This is a genomic window from Aeromicrobium panaciterrae (assembly GCF_039537165.1).
In the GTDB taxonomy this organism is placed as follows: domain Bacteria; phylum Actinomycetota; class Actinomycetes; order Propionibacteriales; family Nocardioidaceae; genus Aeromicrobium; species Aeromicrobium panaciterrae.
Genome location: NZ_BAAAZZ010000002.1, coordinates 1606460 through 1630549, shown reverse-complemented (window position 1 = coordinate 1630549; position 24090 = coordinate 1606460). Strand labels below are relative to the sequence as shown.

Sequence of the window (24090 nt, the reverse complement as noted above, 5' to 3'; positions counted from 1 at the left end):
GTGTTCCAGTTTTTGCCCTAGCATGACCAAATGGCTTACGACGTCGTAGTGGTCGGATCGGGTGGGGGCGCCCTGATCGGCGCCTATTTCGCGCAGCAGGCCGGGCTCAGGACCGTGGTGCTCGAGCGCACCGACAAGGTCGGCGGTACGTCGGCCTACTCCGGCGGATCCTGCTGGCTCCCGGGCACCGACGTGCAGCAGCGGGCCGGTCTCCCCGATTCGACGGAGGGCGCTCGCACCTACCTCGAGGCGCTCCTGCCGACGCCGTTGTCGACCAACGTCGAGGTGTTCCTTGCAGAGTCGCCCAGGCTGGTCGCCGAGCTCGAGACCGACGAGGCCTTCGCGTGGGAGTGGTCACCGTTCCCCGAGTACTTCGATGCGCCCGGCCGTGTGCCGATGGGCCGGTCGATCCAGCCCAGCAACATCCGCCGAGACGAGCTGCCCCCCGAGGTGGCGGCGCTCGTACGTCCCCCGGTCGAGCGTGACCGCGCCGGCGAGGGTGGCCGCAACACGCTCAGCGGTGGGCAGGCGCTGATCGCCCGCACCCTGATGGCGTTCGTACGCGATGGCGGCACCGTTCTCACCAACCAGCACGTCACCGACTACGTCGTGGAGGACGGGCGCGTCGTCGGGGTGACGACGGAAGGGGGCGAGACGATCAGGGCAGCACGCGGCGTCATCGTGGCGGCCGGCGGGTTCGAGGGCAACGACACACTGCGCGGTCTGCACGGCGTGCCGGGCACCGCCGGGTGGACCATGGCTCCGGCCGGCACCAACACCGGTGAGCTCATCATCGCCGGCCAGGCCCTCGGTGCCGCGATCGAACAGATGGAGCACGGCTGGCTGTGCCCCGGACTCGAGCAGCCCGGAGGCGGTGGCTCGTTCACCCTGGGCTTCCGCGGCGGCGTCATGGTCGATGCGGACGGCCGCCGCTATGCCAACGAGAGCCTCCCGTACGACCAGTTCGGCAGCCAGATGGCCGCGGCGCCCAACCGCATCCCGTCGTGGTTCGTGTTCGACTCGCGTGAGGGCGGCAGCCTCCCGGCGATCGCCATGCCCGAAGGCGATCCGGCCGAGCACCTCGAGGCCGGTACGTGGGTCAAGCGAGACACGATCGACGAGCTGGCCGCCGCGCTCGGGCTCACGGATCTCGGTGACACCGTCGCGCGCTTCAACACCTTCTCCGCGAACAGGGTCGACGAGGACTTCGGTCGCGGTGTCGATGAGTACGACAACTTCTTCACCGGCGGTGCAACCCTGGTCCCGCTCGAGACACCGCCGTACATCGCGGCCCGTTTCGTGCTGTCCGACCTCGGCACCAAGGGCGGGATGGTGATCGATGAGCACGGCCGCGTCATCCGTTCCGACGGTGGTCCCATCCCGGGGCTGTATGCCACGAGCAACAGCGCCGCGTCGATCTTCGGCCCGCTGTACCCCGGCCCGGGTGCACCGTTGGGGCAGGCCCTGGTCTTCGCCTCCCGCGCGGTCCAGCACATCGTCGAGGAACCGCAATGAGCAAGAGCGCATCGCTGATCAGGGTGCTGATCGCGTACGTCGCCTGCTTCGCGGTCGCGGGCGCCTGGCTCGCCTGGGGCCCGAGCACGGACAAGCTCTGGCTCGACACGCTGATCGCCGACCTGATCGCGACGGCGGTGATCTTCGCGTTCAGCCGGGCATACAAGAACTCCAGCTTCTACGACGCCTACTGGAGCGTCGTCCCGCCCGCGATGTTCGTCTACTGGTGGCTCGAGACCGATGCCGAGGGTGCGCGCCCCTGGCTGGCGCTGCTCGTGATCATGGCCTGGGCGATCCGGCTGACCGGCAACTGGATCTTCAACTGGCCGGGCATGCAGCACGAGGACTGGCGCTATCCGATGGTCAAGCAGAACGCCGGCAAGAACGAGGCCGCGGCCGATCTGATGGGCATCCACGTCTTCCCGACGCTGATCGTGTTCCTCGGGATGGTGCCCACGTACGTCGTCGTCACCAACACAGGCCGTGACGTCAGCTGGCTCGACATCGTCGCCGTCGTGGTCGGACTCGGTGCCGTGGCGCTCGAGTTTTTCGCCGACCTGCAGCTCCACCGCTTCGTGCAGGAGCGCACCCCTGGCCAGGTCATGGATCGCGGGCTCTGGTCCTGGTCGCGCCATCCCAACTACCTCGGCGAGGTCACCTTCTGGCTCTCCCTCGCGCTGTTCGGCCTGGCCGCGTCACCTGGTGACTGGTGGTGGATCTTCGCCGGCGCGATCGCGATGCTGCTGATGTTCCTGCTCGCCAGCATCCCGATGATGGAGCGGCGCAGCCTCGAACGCCGCCCCGACTACCAGGACGTGATCGACCGGGTGTCGATGTTCCTGCCGCGCCCGCCGAAGGCGAAGCGTTGACCAAGCCCCGGGTGGTCGTCGCGGGCCTGGGCGACAGCGGTCTGCTGACCGCGATCCACCTCAGTGCCGATGCCGAGGTCGTCGGCATCGGCACCAAGCCCGGGATGGTCAGTGGACAGGAACTGGGGATCCGGCTGGCCCGGCCCGACTTCTGGGCCAGGCACCACCGCATACCGTTCGAGCGCTATCGGAAGCTCGCCGGCGTACGCACTGTGCACGGCGCCGTCACCGGCATCGACACCGCCGGCCGCACCGTGACCTACAAGGATGCCGACGGCGAAACCGGCACCGAGTCGTACGACGTGCTCGTCATCGCGACCGGCGTGACCAACGGCTTCTGGCGGCGACCCGACGTGCAGACCGAGGCCGAGGTCGACGCCGCCGTCGCGACGGCGCACCAGACACTCGCCGAGTCCGAGTCGATCGCGATCATCGGCGGCGGCGCGGCGGCGGTGGGCGCTGCTGCCAACCTCTCCGGCACCTGGCCCGGCAAGCAGGTCGACCTGTTCTTCCCGGGTGAGGCCGCGCTGCCGCAGCACCACCGCGGGGTGTGGCACCGCGTCCGCACGCTGCTCACCCAGCGCGGCGTCGGGCTGCATCCCGGGCACCGTGCCGAGATTCCCGCCGGGTTCGACCTCGACCAGATCACCCACGAACCGGTCGAGTGGAGCACGGGGCAGCCCGCCACCTCGGCCGACGCGGTGGTCTGGGCGATCGGACGCGTACGACCCAACTCCGACTGGCTCCCCGCCGAGCTGCTGGACGACGGTGGCTTCGTACGGGTCGACGCCGACCTGCGCGTCACAGGTGCATCGGAGATCTTCGCGATCGGCGACATCGCCGCCACAGATCCACTCCGTACGTCCGCCCGCAACCGCGCAGACAAGCTCCTCGCTCGAAACATCCGTGCCCATCTCGCGGGCAGAACCCTCAAGCCCTACAAGCCACCCCGTCGCCGCTGGGGCTCGGTCGTCGGCACGCAGGACAACGGCCTCACGGTGTTTGCGCCGAACGGCAAGGGCTACCGCATCCCCAGCTGGTCGGTCGACACCGTGCTCCAGCCATTCATCGTGCGCCGCGGCATCTACGGCGGCATCAGGACCACCCCCGCCAGATCGAAATCGAAGGAGAAGTCATGATCACCTCGGACGCCATCATCTGGAACGCGCCCAACGACCCGCACCCGGCGCGCGAGGCATCGCAGCGGTCCTACTCCGCCGTCGCCAAGGGTGACCTCGCCGAGTGGCTGACGGTGTATGCCGAGGACGCCGTGCTCGAGGACCCGGTCGGTCCATCGATGTTCGACGCCGAGGGCAAGGGCCACCACGGGCACGCCGGCATCACGGCGTTCTGGGAGCTGGCGATCGCGCCGATCGACACGTTCGAGTTCACCATCACCGACTCGTTCGCCAATCCCGGCAGCAACACCTGCGCCAACATCGGCAGCATCAAGACGTCGTTCGCCGACGGCTCGCACACCACGACCGACCTGATCATGGTCTACGTCGTCAACGACGACGGCCGCGTCGCCTCGATGAAGGCGTTCTGGGAGCCCGACCGCACCATGGCCAGCTTCGTCCCGGCCTAGTCGGCCGCCAGTGAGGCCGCCCGCGGCCGAAACGTGAGCGAAGCGGCGTACGCCGACACGCTTGCGCGAGCCTCTCGTCTTGCGCCCCTTCGCTTCGCTCACGCCCTCGTACCTCGGGCTAGGGGCCGAGTTCTCGAGGTTGCCCCTTGCGGGCAAAACTAGAACGTGTTTCACTTTCCCGCGTGACTGAACTCGGAACGCTTCATGCACCCCTGAACGTCGAATTCGACTACACCCGTTCCCTCGGCCCCACGCTCTCCGGATTCATGAGCGGCCTCAAACGCCGCCAGGTCCTCGGTGGCGTGCTGTCCGACGGAACCGTGGCGGTCCCGCCGCCGGAGTACGACGCCACGACGTTCGCCCCCATCACCGAGCTCAGGCCGGTCGCCGATGTCGGCATGATCCGGAGCTGGGCCTGGGTGCCGGAGCCCGTGCCCGGCCAGCCGCTCGACACGCCGTTCGCGTTCGCGCAGATCGTGCTCGACGGCGCCGACAAGCCGCTGCTGCACGCCGTCGCGGTTGCGTCGGCAGCCGACATCCAGACCGGTATGCGTGTACGTGCCGTCTGGGCCGACGAGCCGGTCGGCGCCATCACCGACATCCGCTGGTTCGTGCCCGAGGGCGACGCACCTGCGACCACGCCAGGTCCCGAGGGTGACGCGGTCGAGGGCATCATCGCCCCGGTCAAGCTCTCGTACGACTACGCCGCCTCCCCCGAGGAGTCGAAGTTCTTCCGCGGCCTCGCCGACGGCAAGCTCATCGGCCAGCGCTGCCCCGTCTGCGAGAAGGTCTACGTGCCACCGCGCGGCGCCTGCCCTGTCGACGGGGTGCCGACGACCGACGAGGTCGAGGTCGCCGACCACGGCACCGTGACCACCTTCTGCATCGTCAACGTGCCGTTCACCGGCCAGCAGATCCCGATCCCGTACGTCTCGGCCTATGTCCTGCTCGACGGCGCCGACATCGCGTTCCTGCACCTGATCCTCGGCATCGAGGCCGCGGACGTACGCATGGGCCTGCGGGTCAAGGCCGTATGGAAGCCCCGCGACGAGTGGGGCACCACGATCGCCAACATCAGCCACTTCGAGCCGACGGGCGAACCCGACGCCGACTACGAGACCTACAAGGTGCACCTCTGATGAATGAGCGCCAGCGAATGAAACAACAAGCATCAGTCATGCCGGTGCATCCGTACCGTGCCTTTCCTACGGATGTGACGGCATGACCCGTGACGTAGCGATCGTTGGGTTCTCCCAGCGACAGATGAAGGAGTTCGACGGCTCCCCCACCTGCGTGGAGCTGCTCGTGCCGATCTTCCAGGAGCTCTGGGAACAGACCGGATGGACCAAGACCGACATCGGCTTCTGGTGCTCGGGCTCCAGCGACTACCTTGCCGGACGGGCCTTCTCGTTCGTGTCGGCCGTTGACGCGATCGGTGCACTGCCTCCGGTGATGGAGTCACACGTCGAGATGGACGCCGCCTGGGCGTTGTACGAAGCCTGGGTCAAGATCCAGACCGGGCTCGTCGACTCCGCGCTCGTGTACGGCTTCGGCAAGTCGAGCGCCGGTGAGCTCCGCCGGGTCCTCTCCATGCAGATGGACCCCTACACCGTCACACCCCTGTGGGCCGATGCGGTTTCGGTCGCGGCGATCCAGGCGCGTGCCGGGATTGAGGGTGGCGTGTTCGACGAGGCGCAGATGGCCGACGTCGTCGCCCGCTCGATGAGCGATGCCGCCACCAACGACAGTGCGATCCGCAAGGGCGCCACGACGACCGGCGACGTTCTGGCGCAGCCGCTGTATGCCGACCCGCTCCGCCGCTGGGACTGCGCTCCGGTCTCCGACGGCGCGGCCGCCATGATCATCACGGCCGCTGATGCACCGGGCTTCGCCAAGCTCAAGGGCAGCAAGGCGTGGATCACCGGCTTCGAGCACCGCATCGAGCCGGGTGCGTTGGGCAGCCGCGACCTCACGGTGTCCGAGAGCACCCGGTCCGCCGGTGCCGCTGCAGGCGTCGACGGCATCGACCTCGCCGAGCTGCATGCACCGTTCTCGCACCAGGAACTGATCCTCAAGGAGGCCCTCGGCATCGGTGACGACGTACGCATCAACCCGTCGGGTGGAGCGCTCACCGCCAACCCGATGTTCACCGCCGGGCTCAACCGCATCGGCGAAGCCGCCCGCGAGGTGTGGGCCGGCAACTCCCAGCGCGCACTCGCCCACGCAACCTCAGGACCAGCCTTGCAACAGAACCTCGTGCTCACGATGGAGGCCCGCGCATGACGCACACCCTTGCGGCCGTCATCGGCGTCGGCCAGACGCATCACCGCGCCAAGCGCGGCGACGTGTCGATGGCCGGGCTCCTCCGCGAAGCCATCGACCGCGCCATGGCGGACGCCCAGGTGACGTTCAACGACATCGACGCGATCGTCATCGGCAAGGCACCCGACCTGTTCGAGGGCGTCATGATGCCGGAGCTCTACCTTGCCGAGGCGCTCGGAGCGCCGGGCAAGCCGCTGCTCCGCGTCCACACCGCCGGCTCGGTCGGTGGCTCGACCGCGATCGTCGCGGCCTCGCTCGTCGAGGCCGGCATCCACCAGCGCGTGCTGACCGTCGCCTTCGAGAAGCAGTCGGAGTCCAATGCCATGTGGGCGCTCTCGGTGCCGGTGCCGTTCATCATGCCGGTGCACGCCGGGGCTGGTGGCTACTTCGCCCCGCACGTGCGCTCATACATCCGCCGCTCGGGAGCACCGACGCACATCGGCGCGATCGTGGCGGCCAAGGATCGCCAGAACGCGCTCAAGAACCCCTACGCGCACCTGCAGAACCCCGACACCACGGTGGAGTCGGTGCTGGCATCGCAGATGCTGTGGGACCCGATCCGCTACGACGAGACGTGCCCGTCTTCCGACGGCGCCATCGCCCTCGTCATCGCGTCGGAGGATGCCGTCAGCAAGTCCGACATCACGAACCCGGCGTGGATCCACGGCACCCAGATGCGCAGCGAGCCCACGACGGCTGCCGAGCGTGACCAGGTCAACCCGCACGCGGGACGCGAGGCCGCTGCAGCCCTCTGGAAGCAGGCCGGCATCACGTCCCCGATCGACGAGATCGACTGCGCCGAGATCTACGTGCCGTTCTCGTGGTTCGAGCCGATGTGGCTCGAGAACCTCGGCTTCGCGGAGCAGGGTGAGGGCTGGAAGCTCACCGAGGCCGGCGAGACCCGGATCGAGGGCAGGATCCCCGTCAACATGAGCGGCGGCGTGCTGTCGTCCAACCCGATCGGCGCCAGCGGCATGCTGCGCTTCGGCGAGGCCGCGCTCCAGGTCATGGGCGAGGCGGGCGAGCACCAAGTCGAGGGTGCCCGCAAGGCGTTGGGCCACGCGTACGGCGGAGGTTCCCAGTTCTTCGCGATGTGGGTCGTCGGAGCAGACAAACCGAGCCACTGACGGGGAAGTACACAACGGCCGGCCAACCCGAGAGGGTGGCCGGCCGTTTGTGTACGGGTCAGGCGTACTTGACCCGGAGCTCCTTGATGCCGTTGATCCAGCCGTGGCGCAGGCGACGCGGCTCGGCCAGCTTGGAGATGTCGGGGATCAGGTCGGCGATCGTGTTGAACATGATCTCCACCTCGAGGCGGGCCAGGTTGGCGCCGATGCAGAAGTGTGCACCATGGCCACCGAAGGCGAGGTGGGGGTTGGGATCGCGCATGATGTTGAACTCTTCGGGGTTCTCGAAGACATCCGCGTCGTGGTTGGCGCTGGCATAGAACAGGCCGACGCGCTGGCCCTTCTTGACCGTCACGCCACCGACTTCCATGTCCTTGAGCGCGGTGCGCTGGAACGACGTGACCGGGGTGGCAATGCGGATGATCTCGTCGATCGCCGACTTCGGCCGTTCCTTCTTGTAGAGCTCCCACTGGTCGGGGTTCTCGAAGAACGCGTTCATGCCGTGGGTGATGGCGTTGCGAGTGGTCTCGTTGCCGGCGACGGCGAGGATGATCGTGAAGTAGCCGAACTCGTCGGAGGCCATGCCTTCGCCGTCCTCGCCGGCCGTGACCAGCTTGGTGACGATGTCGTCCTGCGGATCCGCCTTGCGCTCCTCGGCGAGGGCCATGAAGTAGGAGAGGATCTCGATGCTCGCGGCCTCGGGATCGGCGTTGTACTCGGGATCGTCGTACGCCAGCATCTGGTTGGACCACTCGAAGAGCTTCTTGCGATCGTCGAACGGGACACCCAGGAGGTTGGCGATCGCGACGAGCGGCAGCTCGGCGGCGAGCTCCTCGACGAAGTCACCCTCGCCCCGCTCCTTGGCTTCCTTGACGATCTCGATGGCGTGCTCGGTGAGGCCTGCACGCAGAGCCTCGATCGCGCGAGGGGTGAAACCGCGGCTGATGATCGAGCGGGTCGCGGTGTGCACCGGCGGGTCCTGGTTGATGAGCATGACGCTCTGCAGCTCGACCTGGTCACGCGTCATGTCCGGGGCGAAGCGGATGATCGCGCCGTTCTCGCTGGTCACGAAGTCGTTGCTCTTGGAGACCGCGGAGACGTCGGCGTGCTTGCTGATCGCCCAGTAGCCCGTACCGCCCAGCATTCCGGCGCGCGACTCCTCGGGTTGCTCGATCCAGAACACCGGCGCGGTCTTGCGGAGCTCGAGGAACTGCTCGTGCGGGACGCCCGCTTCGTTGAGGATGGGGTCCGTCGGGTCGAAGCCTTCGGGGATGGCGGGTGCGGCGTCCAGCGTGGTCACGTAGAGCTCCTAGTAGTTTCTGCAACACGTTCTAGTTCTGATTCTATCTTTACACGGGCGCTGTCCAATCGGAAGGCTTGTGCAAGACGAGAACGTGTTCTAGTTTTGAGCAATGGGCACCCCTGTGATCGTCGATGCCGTCCGCACGCCTCAAGGCAAGAAGAATGGCGTCCTGGCCGGAATTCACCCCGCCGTCCTCCTCGGCATGACGCAGGCTGAGGTGATCTCCCGTTCCGGCATTCCCGCCGAGCTCGTGGACCAGGTCATCGGCGGCAACGTCACCTCGGCGGGCGAGCAGTCCAACAACATGGTCCGCCGCGCCTGGATGCACGCCGGCCTTCCCAACGCCACAGCCTCGACACAGATCGACGCGCAGTGCTCGTCGGCACAGCAGGCCACACACCTGATCCACGCCATGATCGGCGCCGGGCTCATCAAGGCCGGCATCGCGTGCGGCGTCGAGTCCATGTCTCGCGTCGGACTGGGCGCCAACGTGCCTCCCGGCACCGGCGACCCGCGTCCCGACGACTGGTCGATCGACCTGCCCAACCAGTTCGTGGGTGCCGACCGCATCGTGAAGGATCGCGGCTTCTCCCGCGACGAGGTCGACGCATTCGGTCTGTGGTCCCAGGAGAAGGCCAAGGCCGCCCGCGACGCCGGACACTTCGGCCGCGAGGTCTTCGCCATCAAGGCACCCGTCCTCGATGAGGAGGGCAAGCCGACCGGCGACACCCAGGTCGTCGACGCCGACCAGGGCATCCGCGAGACGTCGCTCGAGAAGCTCGCCACGTTGAAGCCCGTGATGCCGGACGGTACGCACACCGCCGGCACCTCGTCGCAGATCTCAGACGGCGCCTCGGCGCTGCTGCTGATGGACTCCGATCTCGCTGCCGAGCTCGGACTCACGCCGCGGGCGCGCATCATCACCTCGTGCCTGGTCGGCGCCGACCCCTACTACCACCTCGACGGACCCGTTCAGGCCACCGAGCGCGTGCTCAAGGACAGCGGGATGTCGATCTCTGACATCGACATCTGCGAGGTCAACGAGGCCTTCGCCGGCGTCGTCATGTCGTGGGCCAAGGTGCACGAGGTGCCCGAGGAAAAGATCAACGTGAACGGTGGCGCCATCGCCCTCGGTCACCCCGTCGGCTCGACCGGCACCCGGCTGCTGACCACGGCACTGCACGAGCTGGAGCGCCGTGACGCCAGCACCGCCCTGATCTCGATGTGTGCCGGAGGGGCGCAGGCATCGGGCACCATCATCGAACGAATCTGACAAAGGGACACCATGGCCAAGAACCAACTCCGCAACGAGGCTGACTACGTCGTGATCGGTGCCGGATCCGCAGGATCTGCCGTCGCTTCACGCCTCGCGGCGTCCGGCGCATCCGTGATCCTGCTCGAGGCGGGCAAGAAGGACACCTCGATACTCGTCACCAAGCCCGGCATGATCGGGCCGATGCATTCTGAGCCCAAGATCAAGAAGACGGTCGACTGGGGCTACTACACGACGCCGCAGAAGCACATGAACAACCGGGTGATCCCGCAGACCCGTGGCAAGGTCGTCGGTGGTTCGAGCTCGGTCAACGGCCTGCTCTGGGTACGCGGCAACCGCGCCAACTACGACTCCTGGGCCGCCGAGGGCAACGTCGGCTGGGACGCCGACTCGGTCAACGAGGTCTACAAGCGGGTCGAGGACTTCGAGGACGGCGCCAACGACTGGCGCGGCGCCGGCGGTCCGATCAAGGTCACCCGCCACACCCAGCGGACCGAGGCTGCGAAGCAGTTCGAGCAAGCCACCGCCGACACGCTCGGCGTCAAGATCCTCAAGGACTACAACGCCGCCGAGCAGGAGGGCGTCAGCCACTTCCAGCAGAGCGCGTTCGGCGGCAAGCGCTTCTCGTCGTCGCGCGGCTACATCACCAACGCGGACGTGCCGACCCTCGAGGTCCAGCCCGAGGTGCACGTCCAGAAGATCAACATCGAGAACGGTCGAGCCACCGGCGTCGAGGTCCTCGACAAGAAGGGCAGCCGGCGGACGATCCGCGCCGGCAAGGAAGTCATCCTCTCGGCGGGATTCATCGGTTCGGCCCAGCTGCTGATGCTCTCGGGAGTCGGTCCTGCCGATCACCTCACGGAGCACGGCATCCCGGTCCTGGCTGACCTCCCGGTCGGTGAGAACCTGCACGACCACCTGTTCGTACCGACGACGTGGATCATGCCCAACGCCGTGCACAAGGGCAAGGCCTCGCACTTCGCCATGGGACTCGCCAAGGAGCTCACGGTCGGCGGCTCGTTCCTCGAGAACTCGGTGTTCGAGACGGTGGCGTTCGTGCGCACCTCGCTCGCCACCGACGTCCCCGACCTGCAGCTGCACGTACTCCCCTGGGCCTACCCGTCGCCCAACCAGGACGCGCCCGTACGACACCAGGTCGACCCGCGCAAGGCGATCACCGTGATGTCGACGCTGATCTATCCGCGAAGCCGCGGCACGATCCGCCTCGCGTCGGCCGATGCCGCAACGGCACCGCTGATCGACATGAACTACCTCGCCGAGCCGGAGGACCAGCAGGTTCTCGCCGAGGGCGTCGAGATCATCCGCGAGATCATGAAGTCGGCCGCATTCGCCGGCAACGTCAAGCAGGAGCTGCACCCCGGCCCCGAGTACGACGCCGCCAACATGAAGGCCGAGGTCCTCAACCGGGCCACGACGGTCTATCACGGTGTCGGCACCTGTCGTATGGGGACGGATGACCGCGCGGTCGTCGGACCCGACCTCAAGGTTCGAGGCATCGAGGGCCTCCGCGTGGCGGACGCGTCGATCATGCCGTCGATCATCGGAGGCAACACCAATGCGCCATCCATCATGATCGGCGACAAGGCCGCCGACCTGGTGCTGGGTTCATGAGCGTCACACGGCCGGCCACCCTGACGCCGGAGCTCCTCGAGAGCCTGGTCAAGCGCGTACCCGGCAGCACCGGCAACACCTGGAAGCTGACCGAGGTCTACACCGGCGACCTGCTCGTCGAGCTGCCCCAGTCGTCCGAGAGCGACATCGAGCAGGCCTACGCCGACGCCCGTGCCGCCCAGGAGATCTGGGGGTCGTGGTCGGTCAAGAAGCGCCTCGGTGTCATGAAGCGGTTCCACCGCCTCGTGATCGACAACCAGATGCTGATCACCGACCTGATCCAGGCCGAGAGCGGCAAGAACCGGCGGATGGCGTTCGAGGAGACCTGCGACATCCCGATGGGCACGAGCCACTACATCAAGCGGGCGCCCAAGCTGCTCAAGGACCGCAAGCACGCCGGTCCGGTGCCGTTCCTGTCGAGCTCGACCGAGGTGCGTCGCCCCAAGGGCGTCGTCGCGATCATCGCGCCGTGGAACTTCCCGTTCGCGACCGGCATCTCCGACACCATCCCTGCGCTGATCGCCGGCAACGCCGTCGTGCTCAAGCCCGACAACAAGACCGCGCTGTCGCCGCTGCTCGGCGTACGCCTGCTGGAGGAGGCCGGCATCCCGCCGGGCCTTGTCCAGGTCATCTGCGGTGAGGGTCCCGACGTCGGCGAACCCATGCTGGCCAACGCCAACTACGTGATGTTCACCGGATCCACCGCGACCGGCCGGGTCATCGGCGAGCTCGCCGGCAAGAACCTCATCGGCTGCTGCCTCGAGCTGGGCGGCAAGAACCCGATGGTCGTGCTGGAGGACGCCGACGTCGACGAGGCCGTGCACGCCGCACTCTTCGGCAGCTTCGGCAACTCCGGCCAGATCTGCATGCACATCGAGCGCCTCTACATCCACGACTCGATCTACGACGAGTTCCGTGACAAGTTCGTCGCCGAGACCGCGGCGCTCAATGTCGGCGCCGAGTACTCCTTCGCGCCCGACATGGGCTCGCTGGTGTCGGTCGACCACAAGGACCGCGTCGTCTCGCACGTCGAGGACGCCAAGGCCAAGGGCGCCACGGTGCTCACCGGTGGCAACGCCCGTCCCGATCTCGGTCCTGCGTTCTTCGAGCCGACGATCCTCGAAGGCGTCACCAAGGACATGCTCGCCGGATCCACCGAGACGTTCGGTCCGGTCGTGGGCCTCTACCGATTCACGACCGAGGACGAGGGCATCGCGCTCGCCAACGACACCGACTACGGCCTCAACGCCTCGGTGTGGAGCAAGAACCTCGGCCACGCAGGTGAGGTCGCGCGGCGCATCGATTCGGGCAACGTCAACATCAACGACATCCTCGCCACGGCGTACGCCTCCAAGGGCACGCCCTCCGGTGGACTCAAGCAGTCTGGTGTCGGCGCCCGTCACGGCGACCAGGGCCTGCTCAAGTACACCGACGCGCAGAACATCGGCGTGCTCAAGAAGCAGGTCATGGAACCGCAGGGCAAGCAGACGTACGACGCCTACGCCAAGCAGACTCAGACGTCGCTGAAGCTGATGCGCAAGACCCGGCTCCGCTGAGTTTTGTCGATTTCGACGTTTCCCCCGTTTGGGTGAACCCCGCAGGTGAACGTGGGTAGCGTCCGAAGGGCGTCACCACGCAAGCTCCGCATTGACAGGTGGCGTCCTACTCGGAGGACTCCCCATGCGTTCAGTTCGCGTGCTCATTGCAGCAATCCTGATGGTCGCCCTGTGCTCCGTCGGCTCCACGGCGGTCGCCCAGGAAGCCGATGCCGCCCAGGACTCGACCAGCACACCGACCAGCGAGCCGACGCCGGATCCCGAGCCGGCGGCCGAGACACCCGCTCCGCCAGAGGACCCCACCCCGTCCCCCGAGCCCACCAAGGATGCACCGTCCCCTGACCCGGAGCCGACGGCCGACCCGACACCCAAGGATGACCCGGCGCCGAAGGATGACTCGCGCGACGTTCCCCCGGCGCCGAAGGCGTCCAAGAAGCAGGCAGTCGCCCTGGCGGCTGACGCATTCGCCGTCGACGACGAGTACACGATGGTCGAGAACTCCGTCAACACGCTGCTCGACCCCTCGGTCACGACGAACGACACCGGGATCAAGGCGGGCTCCGGTTTCGTCCACTCGGGAGCGAGCCACGGCCTCGTCGTGAACCTCTCGGGCGGCTTCGCGGCGGCATACACCTACGCCCCGTTCGCCGACTTCGTCGGCGACGACACCTTCACGTACACCTTCACCGGCACCGACGACCTCGAGCACACGGCCACCGTCACGATCCACGTCACCTCCGATGCTGGCGAACCTCACGCGGTCGACGACGAGTACACCGTCGTCCAGGACTCCGGCACCACCCTGCTCGATCCCGACGTCACCGCCAACGACATCGGCATCCCTGGCGTGACGTTGTACTCCAACTCGCCTGCCGGCCATGGAACCGTCACCAACTCCAACCCCTTGAATGGCCACGTCTACAGCTACACGCCCGACTCGGGCTTCCATGGAGACGACACGTTCACGTACGCCTTCCTCGACGCTGAAGGCCATCCGCACAACGGCGCCGTGACGATCCACGTCACTGCGTTGCCGGGCGAGGCCGTCGACGACGAATACACCGTCATGCAGGACTCCGGCACCACCGTGCTCAACCCCGACGTCGCCGCCAACGACACCGGCATCGGTGAGTTCGAGGTGTTCAGTCATGGTCCCGCAGCGCACGGCTTCATCAGCAACACAGGACCGTTCGGCGGCGGCCACGATTGGGCCTACTCAACTTCCCTGGGGTTTTTCGGTGACGACACGTTCGAGTACACGTTCATCGGGAACGATGGCCTAGAGCACACCGCCACCGTCACGATCCACGTCCTCCCGACGACCGTCACCGGACAGGCTGTTGACGACGAGTACACGATCGAGCAGGACTCCGGCGTCTACTTGCTCACCCCCGCCATCACCGACAACGACACCGGCATCGACTACAACACTCCGTTCGCCCACACGTCCGCGTCACACGGCTTCGTCAGCGACGGACCGGCGAGCGGCAATCACGACCTCATGTACGCATCCGTGCCCGGCTACATCGGCGACGACACCTTCACCTACACGTTCTTCGGCATCAACGGCAGTCCCTACACAGCCACCGTGACGATCCACGTCACGCCGTCGCCGGGCGAGGCCGTCGACGACGAGTTCACGGTTGCCCAAGACTCCGGCCCCACCGAGCTGCTCCCCAACGTCATCCTCAACGACCGAGGCGTGTCGAGCTCCTCACAGTTCTCCAACACCCCCGCGAGCCACGGAACCGTCACCAACGCGGTCCCGATGCTCACGACGTCCTACAGCTACACCCCGACCGCCGGCTACTTCGGTGACGACTCATTCACGTACACCTTCGTCGGCAATGACGGACTGGACCATACGGCCACCGTCACGATCCACGTCCTTCCGACGCCCGGCGTGACCATCTCGCCGGACGCGAACACCATCACCGAGGACTCCGCGCCGAACCCGGTGTCGGGCAACGTGCTCACCAACGACACGAGCCCGGTCGGCACCATGTCAGTGACCACGGCCGGCACGTTCACACTGGGCCACGGCGTCCTGGTGATCCACCCCGACGGCACGTACACCTACACCCTGGACAACACGAACCCGGACGTCGACGCCCTCAACGACAGCCAGACACTGACCGACACCTTCACCTACGGCGCCTCCAACGGGCAAGGCAGCACCGGTTCAGCGAAGCTCACGATCACGATCCACGGCCACACCGACCCGGTGCCGAGTGCGGTCGACGACGACTACACCGTCGCGCAGGACTCCGGCGCCACACTGCTCACGCCGACTGTCACCGCAAACGACAGCGCTGCGATGCCGCTGACGTTCACCAACACCCCCGCGACCCATGGCACCGTCACGTCCAGCATCTTCAGCTCCGACTACAGCTACACGCCGACTCCCGGCTTCTCGGGTGACGACACCTTCACCTACAGCTTCCTCGGCACCAACTTCGTGCTGCAGACCGCCACGGTCACGATCCACGTCACCCCGACCGCGCCCCTGCCTGCGGCCGTCAATGACGAGTACACCGTGACCCAAGGGTCCGGGGCCACACTCCTCGACCCCGACGTCTACGCCAACGACACCGGAGCGATCCCCAACACGTTCTCCCATTCGGGAGCTCCCCACGGGACGGTCAGCGGCGGTGCCGCGGGCGGGCACGACTACAGCTACCAGCCGTTCGTCGGCTTCCACGGCGACGACACGTTCACCTACACGTTCCTCGGATCCGATCTCAGCATGCACACCGCCACCGTGACGGTCCACGTCACCCCGACGGTCACACCAGCAGCGGTCGATGACGAATACACCGTCGCCCAGGACTCTGGGGCCACACTTCTCAACCCCGATGTCGCGGGCAACGATGCCGGCGCGCTTCCAGGCACGTTCTCCCACACCGCTGCCGGCCACGGGACCGTTGACAGTGCCACCCTCAGCGGTTCCGACTTCAGCTATGAACCCAACGACGGGTACTTCGGCGACGACAGCTTCACCTATGTGTTCGTCGGCACTGACCTCCAGCTGCACGCCGCCACCGTCACGATCCACGTCACGCCGACACCGTCCGCTGCCGTGAACGACGAATACACCGTCGCCCAGGACTCCGGGACCACCCAGCTCATGCCCGACGTCACCGGCAACGACTCGGGCTTCACGGCTCCCTTCACCCACGGATCCTCAAGCCACGGCACCGTGACCAGCACCCTCGGCGGACATGACTTCGGCTACGAACCCGACGCCGGCTTCTTCGGTGACGACACGTTCACGTACACGTTCACCGGCACCGACAACGTGAGCCGTACGGGCACCGTGACGATCCACGTGATCAAGACGCCGCTCCAGGCGATGGACGACTCGTACACCGTCACCGGCGACCAGCCCACCGTGCTGAACCCGCCGGTCACCAGCAACGACCTGGGCCTTGACCCGGGCGTCACGACAAGCCTCGCGACCCAGCCGGCACACGGCACGGCCGCGATCGACTCTTCCGGCAACATCACCTTCACGCCGAAGGACGGCTACGTCGGCAGCGACAGCTTCACCTATCAGCTGGACGTGCAGCAGGTGCCCCGCGTGCTCGCGTCAGCCGCCGCGGTCCAGGACCTGACCGGCACCGTCACGCTGACGGTCGCCGACCCCGACAATGCGGTTGGTGGCACCGGCGGCAGCGGCGATGACACCACCGAATCCGCCCGACCGCTTCCCGACACAGGCACGGGCCTCGGATCCAGCGACCTCGCCCTTGCGCTGCTGCTGGTCCTGCTGGGCACCGGCATTGTCGTCATCTGCAGGCGAGGTCCTCGGCAGGTATGAGCGCCAGGCCCTTCTCAAAAACTGGAACACGTTCTAGTCTTGCTGCATGACCCGGGAGACCCAGCTTCGTACGGCCGTGTGGGGAACGGGCAACGTCGGTCGCGCGGCGATCCGCGCTGTCGATGCCCATCCAGGGCTCGACCTCACCGCTGTGATCGTCCACAACCCCGACAAGGTCGGCAAGGACGCAGGTGACCTCTCCGACATCGGTCGTACGCTCGGCGTCGCTGCGACGGACGACATCGACGGCACGCTGGCCGGCATCGACGCGCTGGTCTATGCCGCTTCGGGCGAGATCCGCCCCGAGGAGGCGCTGGCCGACATCACCAAGGCAATCGCCCTCGGCATCGTCGTCGTGACGCCGTCCCTCTACGGGATGTACGACCCCGACTCGGCGCCCGCGGAGTTCCGCGACCCGATCCACGCCGCGATCAAGGAGGGCGGCGGCTCGCTGTTCGTCTCGGGCATCGACCCGGGGTGGGGCAACGACATCCTCCCGGTGCTGGTCAGCGGCCTGGCCTCGACAATCGACCAGATCCGGTGCCAGGAGATCTTCGACTACACGACGTACGACCAGCAGGACTCCGTACGGTTCCTGATCGGCATGGGCGAGCCGATGGACTACGAGCCGCCCATGGTGGCGCCGACGATCCCGAGCATGGTGTGGGGCGGACAGGTGCGACTCATCGCCAAGGCGCTCGGCGTCGAGATCGACGAGATCACCGAGCACGTCGAACGCCGTGCTCTCGACGAGACCGTCGAGAACGCCGCGATGGGCACCTTCGAGAAAGGCACGCAAGGCGCACTGCGCTTCGAGGTGCAGGGCGTGATCGACGGCGAGGTCAAGATCATCGTCGAGCACGTCACCCGCATCCATCCCGACTGCGCACCCGACTGGCCCTCACCGCCCGACGGCGGTGACGGCGCGCACCGCGTGATCATCGAAGGTCGACCTCGCATCGAGGTCAACGTCGAAGCAACCGACGAGGGTGGCAACCGCGCTGCAGGCGGCAACGCCACGGCGGTCGGCCGCATCGTCAACTCGATCCCCTGGCTCAAGGACAACGAGCCGGGTCTCTACGACGCACTCCAGGTTCCGCTCGTTCCCGGTGTCGGCAAGCTCTCAAGGACGGTCAACGCATGATCATCGACGTACCCGAAGGCAAAGACCCCATCAACTACGTCTGGGGCGAGATGGTCCCCGGGATAGGCGGCGCCGCGGCGACGATGGCGCTGAAGGTCTACTCCGACTCGACGCTCGGTCTCCGCGAGTTCGAGGCGGCGCGCCTGCGCATCGCGCAGATCAACGGGTGCCTGTTCTGCCAGGACTGGCGCACCGAGCGAGACGGCGAGAAGGTCGAGGACACGTTCGACGAGGCCGTACGCGAGTGGCGTACGACCGACGCGTTCGACACACGTACGCGCCTGGCCGCCGAGTACGCCGAGCTGTATGCGACCGACCACCACAGCATCGATCACGAGTTCTGGAAGCGGATGCTCGCCGAGTACGACCAGCGCGAGGTCGTCGAGCTCAGCATGTGCATCGGCTCGTGGCTCTCGTTCGGTCGTCTCAACCGCATCCTCGGACTCGACACCGCCTGCGTCCTGCCTTCGCACGTCGGATGACGACGCGCGTCGCCGTCTGGTCGACCGGCACCCTGGGTCGTCACGCCATCGCCGGGATCGACCTCAACCCCGAGCTCGAGCTCGTCGGGGTCTGGGTCAGCAACCCCGACAAGGACGGCAAGGACGCCGGACGGCTCGCCGAGCTTGGCCGCGACCTTGGTGTGCTCGCTTCGGCGGATCGCGATGCCGTGCTCGCCGCGAAGCCCGACTGCATCGTGTACTGCTCCATCACCGAGGATCGGTTCTTCGATGCCTTCGAGGACCTGGTGGGATTTCTCGAGGCCGGGATCAACGTCGTCGCCAGCGGTCCTGTCATCCTCGTCTACCCGAACCCGACGCTTCCTGACTCGATGTGGGAGCGCATCGAAGATGCGGGCCAGCGCGGCAACGCCAGCCTGCACGCGAATGGCATCGACCCAGGCTGGGCCAACGACATCTTCCCCCTGCAGCTCGCCTCCCTGAGCCAGCGAATCGATCAGGTGCGGGTGCTCGAGATCGCCGACTACTCGACCTACGACCAACCGGTCACGATGGGCGACATCTTCGGATTCGGCAAGCCGATCGAGGAGGTGGCGCCGCTCTGGCAACCGGGAATGCTCTCGTCCGGGTGGGGCCCGGTGGTGCGCCAGTTGGCGGCCGGTCTCGGCGTCACGCTGGACGAGCCGCTGGTCGAGAACGTCGAGCGGCTTCCCGCCGAGGCTGACATGTCGACCGTATGCGTCGACATCAAGAAGGGAACCATGGCAGCCGTGCGGTTCGAGGTCATTGGCATGGTTGATGGCGAGCCGCGCATCGTGGTCGAGCACGTGACGCGTACGCATGTCGACCAGGCACCGGACTGGCCCAAACCCGCCAGTGGAGATGGGTCCTACCGAATCGAGATCACCGGCGAGCCGATGATGACGGTCGACTTCACCCACATCGGCGAGCACGGTGATCACAACGACAGCGGCATGATCATCACGGCCCAACGCCTGGTGAACGCCGTGCCGGTCGTTGTCGCCGCCTCGCCCGGGCTGGTGACGGCGCTCGACCTGCCGCTGGTGACTGGCCGCGGGATCGTCGGCGTATGACGTTCACCGGGAAGAGCATCTTGGTCACAGGTGCGTCGTCAGGACTCGGCGCTGCCTCCGTACGTCGGTTCGCTGCGGGTGGCGGGCTCGTCTATGCCGCGTCCCGCGATCAGGACAAGCTCGCCGAGGTCGCTGCGTCGTGCGCTGACCTGCCGGGCGAGGTGCGCTTCGGGCCGCTCGACGTGTCGTCACCGCCCGACTGCCGGGCTGCTGTCGCCGCTGCCGTTGACGCGTACGGACGCCTCGACGTGCTGGTCAACAACGCCGGCCGCCACGACTTCCGCATCACGACTGACGTGACGGAGGACGAATGGGACGCCGACATCGCGCTCAATCTCAGTGGGGCGTTCTATCTCTGCCAGGCGGCGATCCCGCACCTGCTCGAGTCGTCGGGCAACATCGTCAACGTCGCCTCGGTCGCCGGCGTGATGGGCGAGGCCTACTCGGCGGCCTACACCGCCGCCAAGCACGGGATCGTCGGTCTGACCAAGGCGCTGGCGATCGAGTACCTCGACGCCCCGATCCGGGTCAACTGTGTCTGCCCCGGCGGCATGGACACCCCGCAGGTCGCGACGATCAATGTCCCCGACGGTGCTGACTGGGATCTGATCCTGCGCGTCGCCGCCAAACGCGGGATGATGACGGCCGACAGCGTCGCCGCCGTCATTGCCTTCCTGGCCTCCGACGACGCATCAGCCGTCCACGGCAGCGTCCAGACGGTCGACCAGGGTCACCTGGCTGGCTGAACGTCGCTCCCAACGACGTCACATGGTCCGGCGGACAGCTGGGACGACCATGCCGACGAGCCCCCGGAAAGTGGCCTTGACCATGTCAAAGAAGTCGAAGTAGTCACGCCACAACGTGATGCGGCCATCGCGGAGCTCGAACACACCGCACACCCAGAACTGCAGGCGAAGCGGCCCGAGCACGATGGCGTCCGTGCGTTCATTGAGCACGGTGGACCCGTTGGCGACGTTGCGGTGGAACTTCACCTCGAAGCTCGACTTGCCTTCCATGTGGCGCATCAGCTTACCCACGCGCCGACCCCCTCGGATGGTGGGCAGGCCGACGTTTTGGTAGACGAGATCGTCGGACATGAGGCTCTCGAAGGTGTCGAAGTCCTGCGCCTGGAGGGCCTCGAGGAAGGACTTCACGATGTCGGCGTTGTCGACGGGCGTGCCGCTGGTCGATTCCTCGGTCATGCCGTCAGCCTAGTCATCTACTCAGGTGCAGAGAGAGTCGCTGGCGGTGCGGGTCGTCGCCTTGACGGCATTGGGCTCGACGGGCTCGAAGCCTGCCGTCACGCGGTCGGAGCCGACGATCAGCCAGACCCCCGTGACGTTGGACGTCTGCTTGACGATCTCGGCCTTGAAGCCGAACTTCTTGTTGAGCGCCTTGGCGGTCGCCAGTGCCTCGGGGGTGCTGTCGACGAAAATTCGGGTCGCGGTGGCGTTCTTCTGCGCCATGGCGACGCCCGAGACGACGAAGTCCGAGCCGATCAGCGCGTTGCGTGCCCGAGTGGCGAGTCCGTCGGCTCCAGCGGCGTTGAGCACCTTGACGGGGGTCTTGGGCGTCTTGCCCTCACTGCCCTCCACCGGCACCTGGCGGTCCTTGGCGATCGCCGCGAAGATCGTGTCGGCGTCGGCAGTCTTGACGACGCGGTTGCGGTCAGTGGGTGCGGCGCCGTTGGGCATCGTGATGAAGCGGATGTTCTTGTCGTCGACCGCCTTGGCTCGTTTGGCGAGGCCCGTCAGCGCACTGATCGAGGAGATCTCCTCGTCGACCGTGATCGAGGAGGTGAGGGCGTTCAGGAACTTGAAGAGCCGATCGGGCCGGGTCAGCACGCCGGCGTCGCGGGCGCGGCTGATGATCGACGACATCACGACCTGCTGGTGCCCGAGGCGACCGATGTCGCTGCCGTCGCCCACGGCGTGCCGCGTACGGGCCAGGGCGAGGGCGTTCTTGCCGTCGAGCTTCTGCTTGCCGGCGGGCAGGTCGAGCTTGGCGTCGCGGTCGACCATGGGCTCGTTGAGGCAGACATCGACTCCGCCCAGGGCGTTGACCATCGAGGCGAAGCCGTCGAAGTCGAGCTGCACGAAGTGGTCGATGTGCACACCGCTGAGTGCTTCGACGGCGCGCACGGAGCAGGCCGGTCCGCCGGCCAGCGCCGAGTTGATCATCAGGTTGTAGCCGCCGCGGAACGCACCGCTTCCAGTGTCGTCACACGCCGGCAGTGTCGTCAGCGTGTCGCGCGGGATCTGTACGGCGTCGACTCGCGCATTGTCCTTGGCGAAGTGCACCAGCATGAGCGCGTCGCTGCGCTGACCCGACTCGTTGCCATAGCCCTTGGACTTGAGCTTGCGGGAGTCCGAGCCGATGAACAGGATGTTGGTCGCACCCTTGGGAGTGTCGTCCTTGACGACGTGATCCTTCTCGTCGAGGGCCGACGACCCGATGTTGCCGTTGAGCTTCCAGTAGGCCGCTGCGCCACCGATGCCGATCACCAGGGCCAGCACGCTGACGGTGATGAAGACACGACGCAGGATCCGCCGCGGACGGCGACCGGCGCGACGGCCGGGGCGTGGGGCAGTGCTCATCTCGGGCAAATCTCCTGCAAGTCTGGGGCCGATCGCGGATCGACAGAACTTCCAGAATACAAAACGGACCTGAGAAGAAGATGAGTAGACGGCGTGACCTTGCCCACCGCTCGCGGACTGCTCCGCCTAGCTGGCGCCGTACACCGGTTCGTTCGGGCCAGCTTCGGCTAGTAGGTCGCGGAGGGCAGGGCCGACCTCGGCGGTCTCCCACCGCCGACCGATGTCCTTCCTGGGACCGTGGGTCCAGCCCTGCTCGACGCAGATCTGGCCACCGTCGATCTCGATGACCCGGCCGGTGACATCGCCGGCCTCGACCGAGGCGAGCCAGGCGACGACAGGTGAGTTGTCCTCGGGCTTGGCCATCTCGGAGGTGTCGAACGCACCCTCCGTCATCCGGGTCTGCGCGACCGGCGCGATGGCGTTGACGGTGACGCCGTAGCGCCCCATCTCGGCAGCGGCGACGAGAGTCATGCCGGCGATGCCGGCCTTGGCTGCGGAGTAGGTGGTCTGCCCGATCGAGCCCTGGAGCCCAGCCCCCGACGAGGTGTTGATGACGCGCGCGTCGCGCTGACGCCCCTCCTTGGACTCGGTACGCCAGTAGGCACCCGCGTGACGCAGCGGCGCGAAGTGGCCCTTGAGGTGGACGCGGATGACGGCGTCCCACTCGTCCTCCGCGGTGTTGACGAGCATGCGGTCGCGTACGAAACCGGCGTTGTTGACGAGGATGTCGAGGCCCCCGAAGGTGTCGATCGCCTGGCGCACCATCGCCTCGGCATCGGCGAAGTCCGCGACGTCAGCACCGTTCGTCACCGCTTCGCCGCCCAGAGCCTTGATCTCGGCGACGACGGCATCGGCGGGTGACTCCTCCTTCTCACCTGCAAGCGAGACGCCGTAGTCGTTGACGACGACCTTCGCGCCCTGACGGGCCAGCTCGAGCGCGTGCGCCCGACCAATGCCTCGGCCGGCTCCGGTGACGATGGCAACGCGGCCTTCAAGCAACGACATGGTTCTCCTAGGGGTTCAGACGTGGAGGAAGACGGGGGGTTCGCCGCCGCCGTCGCAGCCGACGTTGGCGCCGCTGACGTACGACGCCAGGTCGCTGGCAAGGAACACGGCGACGTTGCCGACCTCGTCGGGGCGGGCCATCCGGCCCAGCGGAATCGTGGCCTCGATCTTGGCGACCCGGTCGTCGCCGCCGTAGTGGTCATCGGTCTGCTCGGTACGGCACAGGCCGACGTCGATCGCGTTGACCCGGACCTTGGGCGCCCACTCCATCGCGAGGCTCCGGGTCAGCGAGTCGATGCCCGCCTTGGCAGCCGCGTACGCCGCGATCGTGGGCGCTGGCCGGTTGGCGCTGATCGACGAGATGTTGATGATCGACCCGCCGTTGCCCTGCTGCTGCATGACCTGGTTGGCGACCTGGGCGACCAGCAGGGGCGCATTGAGGTTGAGGCCGATGATCTTGTCGTGGAACCGCGGCGACGCCTCGGCAGCCAGCGCTGCAGGCGCTCCGCCGGCGTTGTTGACGAGGACGTCGAGGCGTCCGTGCTCGGCGACGATGCCGTCGACCATGGCCTGCACGGACTCGGAATCGCGTACGTCGCACTGCACGTGGGTCGTGCCGGGGAACGGCTCCGCCTCCGAGCGTGCACACGTGACGACGGTGGCACCCGCGAACACGAAGGTCTCGGTGATGCCCCGCCCGATACCGCGCGATCCGCCGGTGACCAGGACCACCCGGCCGGTCAGGTCGATCGTGAGAGACATGCTGATACAGTACCAAGCAAGT

Annotated in this window: 20 protein-coding genes; 15 read left to right on the top strand and 5 right to left on the bottom strand. The window is 67.0% G+C overall.

Annotated elements, in window-relative coordinates; all coding sequences use genetic code 11:
* The first annotated feature begins 30 nt into the window (after positions 1–30).
* From ABD683_RS08855 to ABD683_RS08825, 7 genes are all read left to right on the top strand, one after another.
* Positions 31–1515, top strand: a complete 1485-nt coding sequence (locus ABD683_RS08855; protein ID WP_344769157.1) for an FAD-dependent oxidoreductase — start codon at positions 31–33, stop codon at positions 1513–1515.
* Positions 1512–2384 carry a DUF1295 domain-containing protein gene (locus ABD683_RS08850; RefSeq protein WP_344769155.1) on the top strand — a complete coding sequence of 291 codons (873 nt, stop codon included), beginning with the start codon at positions 1512–1514 and terminating at the stop codon, positions 2382–2384. The genes ABD683_RS08855 and ABD683_RS08850 overlap by 4 nt, the downstream gene beginning before the upstream one ends.
* Positions 2381–3523 carry an FAD-dependent oxidoreductase gene (locus ABD683_RS08845; RefSeq protein ID WP_344769154.1) on the top strand — a complete coding sequence of 381 codons (1143 nt, stop codon included), beginning with the start codon at positions 2381–2383 and terminating at the stop codon, positions 3521–3523. The genes ABD683_RS08850 and ABD683_RS08845 overlap by 4 nt, the downstream gene beginning before the upstream one ends.
* Positions 3520–3972: a nuclear transport factor 2 family protein gene (locus ABD683_RS08840; RefSeq protein ID WP_344769153.1), complete on the top strand. Its 453-nt coding sequence runs from the start codon at positions 3520–3522 to the stop codon at positions 3970–3972. The genes ABD683_RS08845 and ABD683_RS08840 overlap by 4 nt, the downstream gene beginning before the upstream one ends.
* A 182-nt stretch (positions 3973–4154) precedes the next feature.
* Positions 4155–5111, top strand: a complete 957-nt coding sequence (locus tag ABD683_RS08835; RefSeq protein ID WP_344769152.1) for an OB-fold nucleic acid binding domain-containing protein — start codon at positions 4155–4157, stop codon at positions 5109–5111.
* 82 nt (positions 5112–5193) lie between these two features.
* Entirely contained in the window at positions 5194–6255 is a 1062-nt protein-coding gene (locus ABD683_RS08830; protein WP_344769150.1) for a thiolase domain-containing protein, read from the top strand.
* Positions 6252–7421, top strand: a complete 1170-nt coding sequence (locus tag ABD683_RS08825; protein ID WP_344769149.1) for a thiolase domain-containing protein — start codon at positions 6252–6254, stop codon at positions 7419–7421. The genes ABD683_RS08830 and ABD683_RS08825 overlap by 4 nt, the downstream gene beginning before the upstream one ends.
* A 58-nt stretch (positions 7422–7479) precedes the next feature.
* On the opposite strand, the gene ABD683_RS08820 is transcribed toward ABD683_RS08825, so the two are convergent.
* A complete protein-coding gene (locus ABD683_RS08820) occupies positions 7480–8721 on the bottom strand; it encodes a cytochrome P450 (RefSeq protein ID WP_344769148.1) in 1242 nt (413 codons plus the stop codon).
* A 112-nt stretch (positions 8722–8833) separates the two neighbouring features.
* Here ABD683_RS08820 and ABD683_RS08815 point away from each other — a divergent pair, with 112 nt between their 5' ends.
* From ABD683_RS08815 to ABD683_RS08780, 8 genes are all read left to right on the top strand, one after another.
* The gene (locus ABD683_RS08815) at positions 8834–9997 is read left to right on the top strand and encodes a steroid 3-ketoacyl-CoA thiolase (protein WP_344769146.1); all 1164 of its coding nucleotides are present in this window, start codon (positions 8834–8836) and stop codon (positions 9995–9997) included.
* Between the two features lie 12 nt (positions 9998–10009).
* Complete coding sequence (locus ABD683_RS08810) at positions 10010–11629, top strand: GMC family oxidoreductase (RefSeq protein ID WP_344769144.1); 1620 nt, start codon at positions 10010–10012, stop codon at positions 11627–11629.
* Positions 11626–13185: a succinic semialdehyde dehydrogenase gene (locus tag ABD683_RS08805; protein WP_344769142.1), complete on the top strand. Its 1560-nt coding sequence runs from the start codon at positions 11626–11628 to the stop codon at positions 13183–13185. The genes ABD683_RS08810 and ABD683_RS08805 overlap by 4 nt, the downstream gene beginning before the upstream one ends.
* 124 nt (positions 13186–13309) lie before the next feature.
* On the top strand, positions 13310–17005 hold the full coding sequence (locus ABD683_RS08800) for an Ig-like domain-containing protein (RefSeq protein ID WP_344769140.1): 3696 nt from the start codon (positions 13310–13312) through the stop codon (positions 17003–17005).
* 46 nt (positions 17006–17051) lie between these two features.
* Entirely contained in the window at positions 17052–18149 is a 1098-nt protein-coding gene (locus tag ABD683_RS08795; protein WP_344769138.1) for an NAD(P)H-dependent amine dehydrogenase family protein, read from the top strand.
* Complete coding sequence (locus tag ABD683_RS08790; protein WP_344769137.1) at positions 18146–18631, top strand: carboxymuconolactone decarboxylase family protein; 486 nt, start codon at positions 18146–18148, stop codon at positions 18629–18631. The genes ABD683_RS08795 and ABD683_RS08790 overlap by 4 nt, the downstream gene beginning before the upstream one ends.
* Entirely contained in the window at positions 18628–19704 is a 1077-nt protein-coding gene (locus ABD683_RS08785) for an NAD(P)H-dependent amine dehydrogenase family protein (protein ID WP_344769136.1), read from the top strand. Before ABD683_RS08790 ends, ABD683_RS08785 begins: the two co-directional genes overlap by 4 nt.
* On the top strand, positions 19701–20450 hold the full coding sequence (locus tag ABD683_RS08780; RefSeq protein ID WP_344769134.1) for an SDR family NAD(P)-dependent oxidoreductase: 750 nt from the start codon (positions 19701–19703) through the stop codon (positions 20448–20450). The genes ABD683_RS08785 and ABD683_RS08780 overlap by 4 nt, the downstream gene beginning before the upstream one ends.
* 18 nt (positions 20451–20468) lie before the next feature.
* Here the strand turns inward: ABD683_RS08780 and ABD683_RS08775 are convergent, their stop codons facing one another.
* The 4 genes from ABD683_RS08775 to ABD683_RS08760 form a co-directional block, all read right to left on the bottom strand.
* On the bottom strand, positions 20469–20906 hold the full coding sequence (locus tag ABD683_RS08775; protein WP_344769132.1) for a limonene-1,2-epoxide hydrolase family protein: 438 nt from the start codon (positions 20904–20906) through the stop codon (positions 20469–20471).
* Positions 20907–20927: 21 nt separating this feature from the next.
* Complete coding sequence (locus ABD683_RS08770) at positions 20928–22301, bottom strand: LCP family protein (RefSeq protein ID WP_344769131.1); 1374 nt, start codon at positions 22299–22301, stop codon at positions 20928–20930.
* 126 nt (positions 22302–22427) lie between these two features.
* Positions 22428–23306 carry an SDR family oxidoreductase gene (locus ABD683_RS08765; RefSeq protein WP_344769130.1) on the bottom strand — a complete coding sequence of 293 codons (879 nt, stop codon included), beginning with the start codon at positions 23304–23306 and terminating at the stop codon, positions 22428–22430.
* 15 nt (positions 23307–23321) lie between these two features.
* A complete protein-coding gene (locus ABD683_RS08760; RefSeq protein WP_344769128.1) occupies positions 23322–24068 on the bottom strand; it encodes an SDR family oxidoreductase in 747 nt (248 codons plus the stop codon).
* Positions 24069–24090 lie beyond the last annotated feature (22 nt).